We start from the raw sequence: 13,376 nt of genomic DNA, 5'->3' as shown, positions 1-13,376 counted from the left end.
CCTTCTCTTACTTTATATCAAGAAGACTTACATATCGTTTTTCATTCTTCTTATATATTATAATTTAATAATAAATAAAAATCTCATGATTTTATTTTAGCGCTTGCTACAAAAATTTGGGCAGATAAATCTGTGGGAGTTTGAAATAGAATACAAGGTATTTTGAAAGAATGAAGATAGTGAAAAATTGGATCAAACCTTCTGTAGCAGTGGCTTTAACTGCCGGTTACTTAGCGAGCTGTTCCCCGAATCAATCTAACTTAAGCGGTTTGCTCGGGTTTTTAGCGGGCTCGGGCTCTTCCAAACAAGTGGAAGAAACCGGTCCAGGAGCACTTAAGATCGCGGATGCAGGCGAATTGTATACGGAACCCTCCTACGGGCAGGCTCTTTCTTCTTCCAGTAGGGAAGCGATTACTCCTTTCCCTGCAGGGATTCCTGTTCCGGAATCAAAGACAGGCCATTACGCTTGCACCACTACGAAGTGGGGAGCCTCCGAGGTGAGAAGCCTTGTGGATCGGGCCATTCTAAACCAAGGCTCCGAAGTGATCTACCCTGGGTCCTTATTACAAGGTAAATTTTTAGAAGCGGGAGGTTATACTCCGGTTACCATCCCAAGATCCGGAGGTAAAATTTTCCTTACCGGTCTGAAACTTAGCCCGAACGCGATCTACTCTAAAGAATTAGCACAAGTAAGTGCTTCTAATATACAACAAGGGATCCAAGATATTCTATCCACGGATGTTGTCGGAACTGCGGCGGACGCTTCCTTCAGTGTAGAGCAGGTGTATAACGAAAATCATTTACTATTCAATCTTGGATTGGACGCACGTTTCTCCGATGTGGGCCTAAAAGTCAACCTTGGGATCGACAATCTGGGTAAAAAGAATTATATACTGATGAAGTTTACCCAGAAGTTCTACGACGTAAACTTCGAAGATCCTACACTTTCTACTTCCGTATTTAAGGACGGAGCGAATTTCCAAGATCCGGAAGGACAGATCGCTGCAAATAATCCTCCATTATATGTTTCTAAAGTATCTTACGGAAGAGTGGTGTATTTCCTTTTGGAATCCGAATATACCGCACTCCAAGTCAAAACCGCATTGGAAGTCGCTTGGGATCCTGGGATTCTTTCCGCGGTTTCTCCCGTTCCTCCGATCGGTGGAGAAGTTTCCGTCACTCATGAACAGGTCTTAGACAGGACTAGGATCGCGTATTTCGTAAGAGGCGGGAATGCAGGTCTGGCCCTTGCCCCGATCAGCGCGGCTGATTCCGCTACTCCAGGAAGTATGTACCAAGCAATCCGTAATTTCTTAGCGAATCCGGAAGCGGCAAATTATTCCGCTGCAAACCCTGGAGTTCCTATCGCTTATACATTAAACTATCTGAAGGACAGATCTGTTGCTAAAATGAGTTATACAACCGTGTATGACCAACGGGATTGTGAAGCTACTTATTCCGAAAATCCTCAGGTATTCACTGCAAAACTCGGAAAAGTGGATGATAAGGTCCGTTTCCTAATGGATGGGCAGGAGTTCTTCTCCACAAATCCGGAGGCGGATATTTATACGGGACCTGAGATCAATCTGAATAATGCAATGAGTGTCGGTTCAGAACATGAGTTCACAGTGGAATTGTATAACTCGAATTGTTTTGGGACAGCGTTGGATTTCGATCTGAAATTGAATGGAACCGTATTAAGAACACGTAATCTAAATAGAAGTGTAAGCACCTGTGGAAAACAGTTAACTTACAAATATAAATTGAATAAGATTACGGGTGCGTGGTCCGTCATTGAAGAGAACGAAACGGCGGAATTTTAATCACTATTAACCGATCTTTCCGGCTTCTTCTCCCAACAGGGAAGAAGCCTTTTCTTTTTAATGAGAATGGTTTTTGTGAAATTCCCAGGCGCTCGAAACTATATCCTCTATCTTTGCGAATTTAGGATCCCAACCCAAAACCTTTTTAGCTTTCGTATTGTCTGCGATCAATTTTGCAGGATCCCCTTCTCTTCTTGGTCCGATCTTGTACGGGATCTGCACTCCCGAGACCTTTTCCACTGTTTTAATAATTTCCAAAATGGAAAACCCTTGCCCTGTCCCTAAATTGAAAAAGTCGGATAACCCTCCTTTTTTTAGATATTCCAAACCAAGATAATGTGCCTGGGCTAAATCCATTACATGGATATAATCTCGGACCGCCGTTCCGTCCTGTGTATCGTAATCATTTCCGTTCACAGTAAGTGAATCTCTTTTTCCTAATGCTTTTTCAATTACGATCGGAAGAAGATGAGTCTCTGGGTCATGTTCTTCTCCGATATCCAAGTCGGAGCCGGAAGCATTAAAATAGCGAAGAGCAACAAATTTCAGATCGTACGCGCGCGAATAGTCGGCCAAAATTTTTTCGATCATCAACTTGGATTGTCCGTATGGGTTGATCGGATCTTGGGGTGTGGTCTCCAAGATCGGAACTTCTGTCACGGCTCCGTACGTAGCGCATGTAGAAGAAAATATGAAGTATTTGACTCCATATTTTTTCATTACTTCCAATAGTTGGAGAGTTCCCACAACATTATTGATATAATATTTTTGAGGATCGGTGACCGATTCTCCCACGTAGGCAAGCGCGGCAAAATGAATGACCGCTTCAAACTCGTGTTCCGAAAATACTCGATCCAGGTCGGCTTTTTCTAATAGATCTCCCTTGAAAAACTTTCCCCATTTGACCGCTTTTTCATGACCGTTGGAAAGATTATCGAATACAACCGTGTCCACGCCTAGTTTGTGGAGATATTTATTCATATGAGAGCCGATATATCCGGCTCCACCGGTGATCAGGATTTTTTTCATAAATCTTTTACATGTATTTCAGATGGATCGAAATTGTAAAAGGGAATTTATACCTGATAATTATCAGCCATTCAGAACGGATTTGTATCTGTCCAATCATTGACAAGGATTTAAGAAAGTAAGAATATTTCTAGTCGAGATACGATCAATAGGTGTTCCATATGAAATTTATAAATTCAAACTTTTGGGATAGAGCTTTCAGAGTGGTATTAGGTACTTCCTTAATTACCTGGGCTTTTTATATAGAGGATCTGTACAAGCTTGCGATTTTCGCGGTGGGTTTCGTTATACTTGCAACGGGAATTGTGGGTTGGTGTCCAATTTATTCCCTGTTCGGCTGGAATACCAGGACCCATTCCAAAAGATCATAGACTTCTCGTTACTCCACTTTGCTAAGAAAGGTCTTGCCAAAGTGGAGTAGATTATAGCAATTTCTATTCTATGCCCCCAACCCAGGAGATTGTTTATCAAGGTTTAAGTTTTTCGGAAGCCTCCAAACTTCTCCAAAAGTTTGGACCAAATGAGTCCAAGTTAAAAAAAACCTCCTTTTGGAGGATCAGTCTTTCTATTCTTTCCGAACCGATGCTATCCTTACTACTGGCATGCGGTTTTATTTACGCCTTACTCGGGGACTTAGATGAAGCAGCCGCACTCTCTATCGGTGTGATTGCAGTTATTTCTCTAACCATCTACCAGAGGAATAAATCGGAACGGGCCTTGGAATCTCTTAGAAAACTTTCCCCTCAAAAGGCGAAGGTGATAAGAGAGGGGAAAAAAATTGAGATAGATTCGTCCCTAATCGTTCCAGGAGATCTTATATTTTTATCCGAAGGAGATAAAGTTCCGGCCGACGGGTATTTGGTAGATGGATTAAATCTGCATGCCGACGAATCTCTTTTGACCGGAGAATCTGTTCCGGTCTTAAAAGAAGAAACGGATTTCTACAGTCCCGGACCTTTTTCCGAATTCCAAAAATTGTTTTCGGGAACCAAGGTTGTCTCCGGAGAAGGTATCATTAAAGTATTATTCACGGGAGACTCCACATCTCTCGGTTCTATCGGAAAAGAAATGGGTGAAATTTCCGAATCGGAAAGCCCTCTCCAAAAGGAAGCCAAAAGATTTACCACATTCTTTTTTTTAGGAGCTTTGGTATTTTCCGTTTTTCTAATATATGGTCTCGGAATACGGAACGGAAATTGGATGCAGGCCTTTTTAGCGGCGCTTACGTTCTTAATGGCGGTAATGCCGGAAGAAATTCCAGTAGTACTAAGCATATTTTTTTCCTTAGGAGCTTGGAGAATTTCCAAAAGCGGAGTTTTGGCAAGGAACCTGAGCTCTATAGAATCACTTGGGGCGGCGACTGTACTGTGCGTGGATAAAACAGGGACCTTGACCGAAAACCAAATGAAGGTGAAAGGTTTAATTTCTTCCGCTGAAAATAGTTTATTTGAATTTAATACTCCGGAAGTCGAGGAAGAATTTCATCTTCTATTGGAATTCTCCATTCTTGCCTCCAAAAAAGATCCTTTCGACCCTATGGAGAAAGCGATCCAAGAATTAGGGATCAATCTTCTATACGATACCGAACATCTTCATGCAAATTGGACGTTAGAAAAGGAATATCCACTTTCCCCCAAATTACTTGCACTTAGTTACGCCTGGAATTCGGAAGATCCGGGCACATTCGTGATCGGTACGAAAGGAGCACCGGAAGCGATCTTTGATCTTTGCCATTTTTCTATGGAAAGAACAGAACACTGGGAGAAGGTCACGGAAACTTATTCCCTCCAAGGATATAGAGCGATCGGAGTGGCAAGATCGAAAATTTCAAATTCTTCTCTTCCTGAAAACCAACATGATCTGGAATTTGAATTTTTAGGTTTGATCTTACTCGAGGATCCGGTCCGAGAAACTGTCCCTGCTTCAGTCTCAGAATGTATTAAAGCAGGGATAAGGATCATTATTATTACGGGAGATCATGCGGGAACTGCTAAAGCCGTAGCTTCTAAAATTGGATTAGAAGGACATACTGAAAGTATAACCGGAGACGAACTGGAAAAACTCACTGAAGAAGAATTGGATTCTAAATTAGATACCGTTGGGATATTTTCGCGGATCAAACCTGCACAAAAATTAAAGATAGTCAGAGGATTTCAAAAAAAGGGAGAGATCGTCGCAATGACGGGAGATGGAGTAAATGACGCTCTTGCATTGCAAGCGGCTCATATTGGGGTCTCTATGGGAAAAAGGGGAACCGACGTAGCAAGAGAAGCTTCCGATCTGGTACTATTGGATGATAATTTTTCCTCTATTGTGAAATCCGTATTTTTAGGAAGAAGGATCTACGAGAATATACAAAAAAGTATCTCTTATATTCTTTCGGTTCACGTGCCTATCATAGGAATGTCTCTATTACCGGCTTTCACTGGAGATCCGCTTTTCTTTTTTCCGGCACATATTATGGTCTTGGAGTTGATAGTAGATCCAATTTGTTCCATCGTTTTTGAGTCGTTGGAGCTGGAAAAAGGGGATCGTTATTCCAGTCCAAGGAGAAAAAATTCGGATTTACTTACTATTTCCAAATTCTCCCTCTCCTTTTTGCAAGGGATAATGGTCCTAATTTTATTATTAACCTTATATTTCTGGATGAAACAAAAAGGTTATAACGAGAATGAGATCCGATCTTTCGGTTTTATTTTTCTTGTTGTATCTAATTTCAGTCTGATGCTTACGAATTTAACTCATAAAGGAGGATTCATCTCCATTTTGAGATCTTTACATTCTAGCGTATTCTGGGTTTTCTTTTTAGCGGCTTCCGCGTTGATCGCAAGTTTTCAGTTCGAATTTAGCCTTCGGTTATTCGGTTTTCAAAAAATATCTTCCGACTGGGTGCTTCTTTCCATCGTGTTGGGACTTGCCTCCGGATTAATTTGGGAAATTAGAAAGATCCGATTTTTTGCTTGAGAGTTTTCGATGTAGAAGGAGCATATTTGTGTGAATGTTGAGACATTTTTACCGAGTAAAAATTTACAACCGTATATCCGCCAGTACCTGATCATAGGAAGTGATACCGGAATGCGGAATAAAATTTTACCCGGGTCTTCCTTAGTGATCTCCTTCAGGATTAAGGGTAAAATCAGTCCCAAAGAAGGAGATCGAGAGAGTATTCTTCCTAATTCCGGAATTGCGGGACTAAGACGTAATCCTAGGTTGATCGAATATTCCAAAAACACGTCTACTCTACTTGTAATTTTTAAAGAAGGTGGAGCTGTCAATTTTCTCAAAGAACCACTTCACAATTTATTCGAATTGAATCTATCTTTGGATTATTTGATCTCTGCAAAGAAGGTTCGGGAAACGGAACAGAGACTTTTTCACACAAGAACGAATCTTGAAAAAATCTCCATAATCGAAAAATTCCTAATTTCTGAATGGGTCGGGTCGAAAGAAGACAAACTAATTCTGGATTCTGTCCATAGGATCAGAAAATCGAATGGAAATCTAAAGATCGCTGATTTGCTAAAAGGAATGCCAATCAGTAGAGATTCGTATGAAAAAAGATTTAGAGAAGTGATCGGGACCAGTCCTAAACAATTATCAAACCTCGTAAGAATGCGAAATATTATAGATTCTTACTCTTCTAAGATCAGTTTTACAGATCTCGCTCAGGAATCCGGATATTTTGACCAGGCCCATTTTATTAAGGATTTTAAAACTTTTACTGACGAGACTCCGAAACGGTTTTTTAAACTTTCGACTCCCTACTGGTAAAATTCTGAATTTTTACAATTTTAGATTTCCTGGATGGAGTATTCTTTTTCCAGAAGGAGAATAAGAATGCAAAAAGTCCTGATCGATACGTTTATCGTTCCTAAAAAAGCCGAGGAAGAATTTTTCAGCCGAGTCAAGGTGAATCGAAGCTTGATCAAAAATCTTCCCGGTTTTCTGCAAGATTCGGCTTACATCCGTGAAAAAAGCGTAGATGAGATCCAATTTGTGACTGTAGCCGTTTGGGAAAATGAAGACGCAATTTCCAACGCTAAAAAGGAAGTTTTAGCATCCTACCAAAAAGAAGGATTCGATATGCCGGGAATGCTAGAAAGACTTGGAATTTCTATCGAAAGAGGAATTTTCGAATCGGCGGAAAGTTAGGAACTCACTTGAATGATTACTTTACCGCCTGCATGGCCTGCTTCAACATAACGTACCGCTTCCGGAACTTCGTCCAACGTATATCGTCTATCGATCACGGATTTGATCTTTCCGGATTGCAGAAGTTCTGACAGAAAAATAAGGTCCTTTTGATTCGGCTGAGAAGAAGCAGTCACGATCTTACGATCACTAAAGAGTGAAAGAAACGGTCCCAGAAGTAAAGCTTGGAAGAGTTGAGCCGTCCCTCCTCCAGCCATAACGTATCGCCCTTTGGGAGTTAAACTAGTTTTGTATTCGAAAATGGAATGAAACCCATTTACACCAAGTATTAGATCGTATTTTTTTCCGTTCCGAGTGAAATCTTCCTTCGTGTAGTCGATAACGTGATCTGCTCCTAAAGATACAGCGGTATCCTTTTTAGAAGTACTACAAACTGCCGTCACTTCGGCCCCGAAATATTTCGCGAGCTGTATCGCAAAAGTTCCTACTCCTCCGGAAGCACCGTTAATCAGAACTTTTTGCCCGGATTGGACCTTACCGAAATCTCGTATAGAGTGCAAAGCAGTCATTCCAGCCAAAGGTAAAGCCGCTACATCCTCGAAGGACAAGTTAGACGGTTTTAAAACGAACTCATCCTCTTTACTACATTTGTATTCTGCGAACGCGCCGAAGCCGCTTGCAGAAACATCTCCGAATACGTCGTCACCTGGGCGGAATTTCGTAATATTCCTGCCGACTGCCTCGACAGTCCCGGCAACATCTGCACCTAATATGGAGATTTTTTTAGGTTTAAAAAGCCCGGCATATAAGCGTACTAAAAAAGGATCAGCCCTCATCATTCGCCAATCAGCCGCATTTACGGAAGCAGTCCGAACCTTTATTAAGATCTCGTTTTCTTTAGGATTAGGCTTTTCTACTTCTTTAATTTGAAGAACATCCGGGGACCCATAATTTTCATATACGATTGCTTTCATTTTTATACCTAAACTACGTATCTATCTGTACAGTATAAGAAGTTGAAGGGAAAAAATTATCTCTTCTTTACCTCTCCCTTCAGTTCTTCCTTAACCGTGTCTCTGGTGGTATTGGATTTATTTTCCAATTTGATCGTATAGTGGATCTGGTATTTAGTTACCACCGGCTTTTCCTCCGAATGTTCCATAGACCAACGGGTCACATCATTCTGGATGATCTTGGCTAAATTGTTTATTCTCGGAACTCTTGTATTAAAACGGATCGTTTCGACGGCACCCGTGTTTCCGTTCAGGATCACTAATATAATCCCATCGTCGCTGAAATTGATCCTATTATATTTTACTAATTCTTCACTGATGAGTGCATCTCCTCCCTTATCCACTTTTCTGCGGATATATTTGGAACCTCTAATCTGGCGAACCTGGTAAGAATCGCTTGTAATATACACTCGAAAATATTCCGCACTGTCTTTGGACTGGCTCTGGAAAGAAATAGGATCAGTGGAGGTGATCTTCACTTCTTTACCGTCTTCGTCTATGATCTCCTCGTTTTCTCCGGCTGGATTGGGGAGGATCTCTCCCTTAGGAGTTTCCGGAGTTTGGGTGCTTGGTCCTCCGGTGCTAATGCAGGAAATAAAGTATAAACAAAACAGAACCGCAAAACCGGCTAAAAAAATTCGGAAAACCGAAACGCGAAACATTGGCCTCTCCTATACGAGGAAATCTATGATTTTATGCGAATATTCCAACTATACCAAATATTGCAAGAATAGTGTGGCAAGCCCCAAGAAACAAAAGAAGCCGAACACATCCGTGGTAGTTGTTACAAATATGGAAGATGCAATTGCAGGATCGATCCCGACTACTTTTAGTAACATAGGGATACAAGCTCCTACAATGGCTGCTACGATCAGATTTGCGAGCATCGCCAAAAAGATAACAATCGCCAAGGCAAGTTTTCCCGTATAAAAAAATACGGCAAGTCCTGTGATCGAACCGATCGTGAGACCGTTGATTAAACCTATGATCCCTTCTTTTCGAAAACCAACCGTCCAGTTGGATTGGCTCAAATCGCCCGTAGCGATATTTCGTACGACTACAGTAATAGATTGGGTACCGGCATTTCCACCCATCCCGGCTACGATCGGCATTAGGCTCGCAAGTAATACAAAGGATTGGATTGTGTCTTCAAAAAGAGCGACTGTAGACGCAGCTACCACGGCGGTTCCTAGATTGATCACAAGCCAGGTCAATCTCCTTCGAATGGAATCCCAGATGGAAGTATTCAACCGTTCTTCCTCTGAAACACCCCCCATCCGCAAAATGTCCTCGGACGCTTCTTCCTGAACGATATCCAAGATATCGTCTACCGTGATCCTGCCTATGATCCTATCCAGATCGTCAACCACTGCCGCGGAAACTAAGTCGTATTTCCTGAATATTCGGGCAACTTCCTCCTGGTCCGTATCATAATGTATGGAGAATACTTCCTCTTTTACAAGCCGACTCACTTTCTGGTTAAGAGGTGCAAGAAATAGGTCTTTGAGTCTGATAAAACCTTTTAGGTGATTTTCCGCGTCGGTAACATAAAGAAGGTAGATATCGTCCGTCTCTTTGGCGATCCTTCTTAATTTGATGATCGCTTTTCTGACCGTGTCGGTCTCATACGCGGATGCAAATTCGGTCGTCATCAAACGACCGGCAGTATATTCCCTAAAATTCAGCTGTTTTCGGATCTGAGAAGAATCTTCCCGATCCAAAGAGTTCAGGATTTCCTCGGCTTTTGCCTTGGGGATCTCAGAGATCAGATTTGTAACGTCGTCCGGTTCCAGATTTTCGACGATAGGAGAGATCTCCTTCATATTCAGGCGGGAGATCAGATCCGCCTGCCTATCCTCGTCGAACTCGACTAAAATTTCGGACTGCTGTTCGGAATCACAAAGTTTAAATACGTAGAATGCTTCGTTAATATCCAGCTTTTCCAGGACCTCGGCTATATCCGCCGGGTGATTGGAAGAAGTGAAGTCGAGTAAGAACTTATTGTCCTTTTTTTCTATCTTTTCGAGGAAAAAATCCATCCAGTCTGCGGATTGCGGATTTGCCTTCAGGGAAGAAATTTCCTTCGTGCTATTTGTTTCGTCCATATAGGCAACCTCCCCCTATGACAGAATCCTGATAGAATTCATCGGTTCAATGAATTTCCTGCTTTTTGGTACAAGAGTTTTTCATTTGACTGGGGGCTTGCAGCCTTAGAATAGAACCTAGTTCCCCCTATCCGACTATGAAACCTTCTCTTTTACGACTTACTCCCGTTCTTCTATTCTTATTTTCTTTGCCGCTGTTTTCAGACGCATTTTATTTCCCTTGGGAATACAACAAACTCTTTAATGAGAACGCCACCTTGAGAATTGAGTTGGATTCTCTTAGACTTCGTTATAGAAACGAGACCGAAAACTCTAAAAAGGAAAAACTAAGCCTAGATGCCAGGATCCAAAATTTGGAAGAGCAGCTCGCAGGCGAAAAATCCTTCAGAGAAAGAGACAAAGAAATTTCAGCTGAGCAGATCCGTGCTTTGGAAAACCAGATTGCTCTTCTAAAAGCCAAAAGTGGAAATAAAGAAAAAGAACTGATAGAAGAGAACGAAAAGCAGTCCAAAAAATACCAGGAACTCCTCTCCGAATTAAAGTCCGAACTTGAAAAAGAAAGACTGGGTTGTATCCGGAAAATGGATGAACTCAAAAGAGAATATGAGTCCAAAATTGCAGGTCTGGAAGCAAGGATCAAAGAATTAGAAGATAATCTTTCCAAACTCAAAAATCTAAATGAAGATCAAAAAAGAGAATTAAATCGTCTGGCAGAACAAGCAACCGAACTAGAATCCAAACTATCCGGTGAGATTGCCAAGGGCCAGATCCGAGTAAAACGTTTTCATAATAGACTAGTCATCAATATAGACGATCAGATCTCTTTTGATTCAGGCTCAGCCGAATTGAAAAAACAGATCTTTCCAGCTTTGGACAAGATCAAAGAGATCCTAGTAAAATATCCGGGTAACCTGATCATAGTAGAAGGCCATACGGATAATATTCCGATACGTAATAAAAAATTTAACGATAACTGGCAGTTATCAACGGAGAGAGCGCTTTCCGTAGTTCGATTTTTATTAGAGAGTAAAAATTTAGACGCAAGGAACTTCTCCGTAGCAGGATATGGAGAACACCAACCGATCGTTTCCAATGATACTCCTGAAAACCGTTCCTTGAATAGAAGAGTGGATATCGTTCTAGAACCGCAGAGCGGAAAGAGTCACTAAATAGGCTTCTATTTCTTGGAAAAAAACAATCCTTCATCTTCTAATTTCGAACCTTTTGGGAGACAAGCAATCCTTCGTCCCAAAAGTAAGAATACCTTACGTAGTTTAGTTTTTGCATTCTTACTTTCCATTGGGATCTTTTCCTGGGAAATATTCGGTTCCGCTCAAAGTAAAAGTTTGGCGCTTCTAGCGGATGCTGGTCATGTGATCTCGGATTCATTCGCCTTTTTATTGAGTATATTTGCAGTTTTAGTCTCAGACAAAAAACCGAATGCAAAGATGAACTTCGGATTTTTCAGAGTGGAAGTATTTGCAGCATTTCTAAATTCCATTTTGATCTCAGGAATTTCTATTTTTATCATATACGAAGCTATCCAAAGATTCCGTCATCAGGAAGAAATTGGCACCGAATCGATGCTGATTTTCAGTTTAGGAACCATCGGCCTTAATCTGATCTCTGTTTGGCTATTAAAAAGGATATCCGCAGATAATATCAATTTAAGGACGGCTTATCTTCATGTTTTGAATGATCTATTCGGAACGATTGCTGTTTTAGTGGGAGCAATTTTGATCCGACTCTTTGATTGGACATGGATCGATCCACTGCTCAGTCTGGCGCTTTCTATCTTTATCTTAAGGGCTGCCATTGTCATCTTGAAGGAAAGTCTTTTGATCCTTTTGGAATCTTCTCCCACCTTTGATGAATGGGATCATTTGAAAAAGGATCTGTTGCATATCAAAGGAGTGGATTCAATTCTTTCTGCTCACACCTGGACGTTAACAAAAGGGATCCATGCTTGTGCATTTAGAATACAAATTATAAACGGATCCGATCATAAAAAGATCCTAAAGGAAGCCTACGAACTATTGAGAAGCGAATGGAAGTTCGAACAGATCTATTTGCAATTGGAAGACCCGACTACCACTCATACAATTGATGGGATCATTGCAAAAACCTTACATGACATTAATTCGGAAGAATGGGGACATCACCACCATACTCATGACCATCCGGCTCATCATCATTAAAGATTCCCGAATTTTCTCCAACTTTTAGACTGCTTGAGCCTGTTCTTAATATAAACCGGGCTTCTGGCAGGGTGGATAGTGCAAAAAAGACCCAGGTCAGGATATTCTTTTTTATGATCGAAGTTAGGAATGGATTCCAAAATGGAAATACATTCATCCAAGATCGCTTCGTACCCGTACGGATGATCTTCTTCTATTTTATAATTCGGGTCCTTGTCCTTCTTGTCGGAAATTTCTAGGCATTTTCCGTAGAGAAGTCCGCTTAGGTCCCAGAGTTTCCCTAAAACTGAAAATCTTTCTCTGGATTCGCTTCCCTGACTTAAATCGGAAACAATTTTACGAATCGCACCACAGAATAGAACGGCAGCGGACAACATTTCGGAAAGATGGATATCGGCCCCTAATTTGGTATAATCCTCTATAAAATGATAATGAGACGGTAGTTTGAAATTTTCGCCCGTGATCTTACAATGAGTGGCTTCTCGTGCGACATCTAGATACACTTCCTCGATCTTTAAACCGGGAAAATCTCTGGGGATAAAAAATACTCCGAACCGATTTTTCTCCTCTTCCTTGGCAACGACCAAGTAACCTTCTGCGTCGGCTCCGTTAGTCACGAAACCTTTATGAAAATTTAATTCAATTTCGCCGTTAGGCAGTATTTTTGCTGAAGATTTAAGATTGGTGAGTTTTCCCATCCAGCCTGGTTCGCTTACACCAAGTCCTATGATCCCAAGACCGTTTACTAATCGATCCTGAAGTTCTAAGGCTAAATTTCTGGCTTTTTCATTGATAGAAGCTCCCTCTTCGGAACCGAGTACGAGTTTCAAGATCTTTCCGGCCACATTGGTTTGGGCCATGAGCCCTACCCCCACCCCGATCCCGTGAGGGAAAGAAGGAAGAAATATTAACTTTTCGTGAAATGCTCTGAATCCGCCGTCTTTTAAGGCATTGAGTAATCCTGCCTTCGCAATAATAGGCAAAACGGATTTATAAACGGATCTAAATTCTCCCGGAGGAAAGGAAGAAAGTTTCTCTCTTAGTTCTTTCATCTTA

General features: G+C 41.3%; 12 protein-coding genes. 7 read left to right on the top strand and 5 right to left on the bottom strand.

Annotation, left to right across the window (positions count from 1 at the left end; translation table 11 throughout):
• Positions 1 to 170 precede the first annotated feature (170 nt).
• Positions 171 to 1,823 carry a thiol-activated cytolysin family protein gene (locus LEP1GSC192_RS02665; RefSeq protein WP_020768232.1) on the top strand — a complete coding sequence of 551 codons (1,653 nt, stop codon included), beginning with the start codon at positions 171 to 173 and terminating at the stop codon, positions 1,821 to 1,823.
• A gap of 57 nt (positions 1,824 to 1,880) precedes the next feature.
• Here the strand turns inward: LEP1GSC192_RS02665 and galE are convergent, their stop codons facing one another.
• Positions 1,881 to 2,852: a UDP-glucose 4-epimerase GalE gene (galE, locus tag LEP1GSC192_RS02660; protein ID WP_020768272.1), complete on the bottom strand. Its 972-nt coding sequence runs from the start codon at positions 2,850 to 2,852 to the stop codon at positions 1,881 to 1,883.
• Positions 2,853 to 3,013: 161 nt separating this feature from the next.
• Between galE and LEP1GSC192_RS02655 the strand changes: the two genes are divergently transcribed.
• From LEP1GSC192_RS02655 to LEP1GSC192_RS02640, 4 genes are all read left to right on the top strand, one after another.
• On the top strand, positions 3,014 to 3,223 hold the full coding sequence (locus tag LEP1GSC192_RS02655) for a DUF2892 domain-containing protein (RefSeq protein ID WP_020768359.1): 210 nt from the start codon (positions 3,014 to 3,016) through the stop codon (positions 3,221 to 3,223).
• 70 nt (positions 3,224 to 3,293) lie between these two features.
• Positions 3,294 to 5,816 carry a cation-translocating P-type ATPase gene (locus LEP1GSC192_RS02650; RefSeq protein WP_020768344.1) on the top strand — a complete coding sequence of 841 codons (2,523 nt, stop codon included), beginning with the start codon at positions 3,294 to 3,296 and terminating at the stop codon, positions 5,814 to 5,816.
• A gap of 30 nt (positions 5,817 to 5,846) precedes the next feature.
• Positions 5,847 to 6,623, top strand: a complete 777-nt coding sequence (locus LEP1GSC192_RS02645) for a helix-turn-helix domain-containing protein (RefSeq protein ID WP_020768410.1) — start codon at positions 5,847 to 5,849, stop codon at positions 6,621 to 6,623.
• 66 nt (positions 6,624 to 6,689) lie between these two features.
• Positions 6,690 to 7,004 (top strand): antibiotic biosynthesis monooxygenase, encoded by a 315-nt coding sequence (locus LEP1GSC192_RS02640; protein WP_020768296.1) that lies wholly within the window; start codon positions 6,690 to 6,692, stop codon positions 7,002 to 7,004.
• On the opposite strand, the gene LEP1GSC192_RS02635 is transcribed toward LEP1GSC192_RS02640, so the two are convergent.
• From LEP1GSC192_RS02635 to mgtE, 3 genes are read right to left on the bottom strand one after another with little or no spacing between them, the layout of a single operon-like run.
• A complete protein-coding gene (locus LEP1GSC192_RS02635; protein ID WP_020768521.1) occupies positions 7,001 to 7,978 on the bottom strand; it encodes an NAD(P)-dependent alcohol dehydrogenase in 978 nt (325 codons plus the stop codon). The two genes, LEP1GSC192_RS02640 and LEP1GSC192_RS02635, sit on opposite strands and share 4 nt — an antisense overlap.
• A gap of 56 nt (positions 7,979 to 8,034) precedes the next feature.
• On the bottom strand, positions 8,035 to 8,679 hold the full coding sequence (locus LEP1GSC192_RS02630; RefSeq protein WP_020768352.1) for a hypothetical protein: 645 nt from the start codon (positions 8,677 to 8,679) through the stop codon (positions 8,035 to 8,037).
• 48 nt (positions 8,680 to 8,727) lie between these two features.
• Positions 8,728 to 10,122 carry a magnesium transporter gene (gene mgtE, locus LEP1GSC192_RS02625; RefSeq protein WP_020768185.1) on the bottom strand — a complete coding sequence of 465 codons (1,395 nt, stop codon included), beginning with the start codon at positions 10,120 to 10,122 and terminating at the stop codon, positions 8,728 to 8,730.
• Positions 10,123 to 10,259: 137 nt separating this feature from the next.
• Here mgtE and LEP1GSC192_RS02620 point away from each other — a divergent pair, with 137 nt between their 5' ends.
• Together LEP1GSC192_RS02620 and LEP1GSC192_RS02615 are read left to right on the top strand one after the other, a co-directional pair.
• Positions 10,260 to 11,291, top strand: a complete 1,032-nt coding sequence (locus tag LEP1GSC192_RS02620) for an OmpA family protein (RefSeq protein WP_020768011.1) — start codon at positions 10,260 to 10,262, stop codon at positions 11,289 to 11,291.
• Positions 11,292 to 11,306: 15 nt separating this feature from the next.
• A complete protein-coding gene (locus LEP1GSC192_RS02615; protein WP_020768438.1) occupies positions 11,307 to 12,320 on the top strand; it encodes a cation diffusion facilitator family transporter in 1,014 nt (337 codons plus the stop codon).
• Here the strand turns inward: LEP1GSC192_RS02615 and LEP1GSC192_RS02610 are convergent.
• Positions 12,317 to 13,372 (bottom strand): acyl-CoA dehydrogenase family protein, encoded by a 1,056-nt coding sequence (locus tag LEP1GSC192_RS02610; protein WP_020768466.1) that lies wholly within the window; start codon positions 13,370 to 13,372, stop codon positions 12,317 to 12,319. The two genes, LEP1GSC192_RS02615 and LEP1GSC192_RS02610, sit on opposite strands and share 4 nt — an antisense overlap.
• Positions 13,373 to 13,376 lie beyond the last annotated feature (4 nt).

The sequence above is a fragment of the Leptospira sp. B5-022 genome, assembly GCF_000347035.1.
GTDB classification, from domain to species: domain Bacteria; phylum Spirochaetota; class Leptospiria; order Leptospirales; family Leptospiraceae; genus Leptospira_B; species Leptospira_B cinconiae.
Note: the sequence above shows the minus strand (reverse complement) of the source record. Positions and strands in the feature narration are given on the sequence as shown.

Coding starts and splice junctions, on each gene's coding strand:
- LEP1GSC192_RS02665 (WP_020768232.1), top strand. CDS start 171: ATGAAGATAGTGAAAAATTGGATCAAACCTTCTGTAGCAGTGGCTTTA.
- LEP1GSC192_RS02635 (WP_020768521.1), bottom strand. CDS start 7,978: ATGAAAGCAATCGTATATGAAAATTATGGGTCCCCGGATGTTCTTCAA.
- LEP1GSC192_RS02650 (WP_020768344.1), top strand. CDS start 3,294: ATGCCCCCAACCCAGGAGATTGTTTATCAAGGTTTAAGTTTTTCGGAA.
- galE (WP_020768272.1), bottom strand. CDS start 2,852: ATGAAAAAAATCCTGATCACCGGTGGAGCCGGATATATCGGCTCTCAT.
- LEP1GSC192_RS02630 (WP_020768352.1), bottom strand. CDS start 8,679: ATGTTTCGCGTTTCGGTTTTCCGAATTTTTTTAGCCGGTTTTGCGGTT.
- LEP1GSC192_RS02655 (WP_020768359.1), top strand. CDS start 3,014: ATGAAATTTATAAATTCAAACTTTTGGGATAGAGCTTTCAGAGTGGTA.
- mgtE (WP_020768185.1), bottom strand. CDS start 10,122: ATGGACGAAACAAATAGCACGAAGGAAATTTCTTCCCTGAAGGCAAAT.
- LEP1GSC192_RS02620 (WP_020768011.1), top strand. CDS start 10,260: ATGAAACCTTCTCTTTTACGACTTACTCCCGTTCTTCTATTCTTATTT.
- LEP1GSC192_RS02610 (WP_020768466.1), bottom strand. CDS start 13,372: ATGAAAGAACTAAGAGAGAAACTTTCTTCCTTTCCTCCGGGAGAATTT.
- LEP1GSC192_RS02640 (WP_020768296.1), top strand. CDS start 6,690: ATGCAAAAAGTCCTGATCGATACGTTTATCGTTCCTAAAAAAGCCGAG.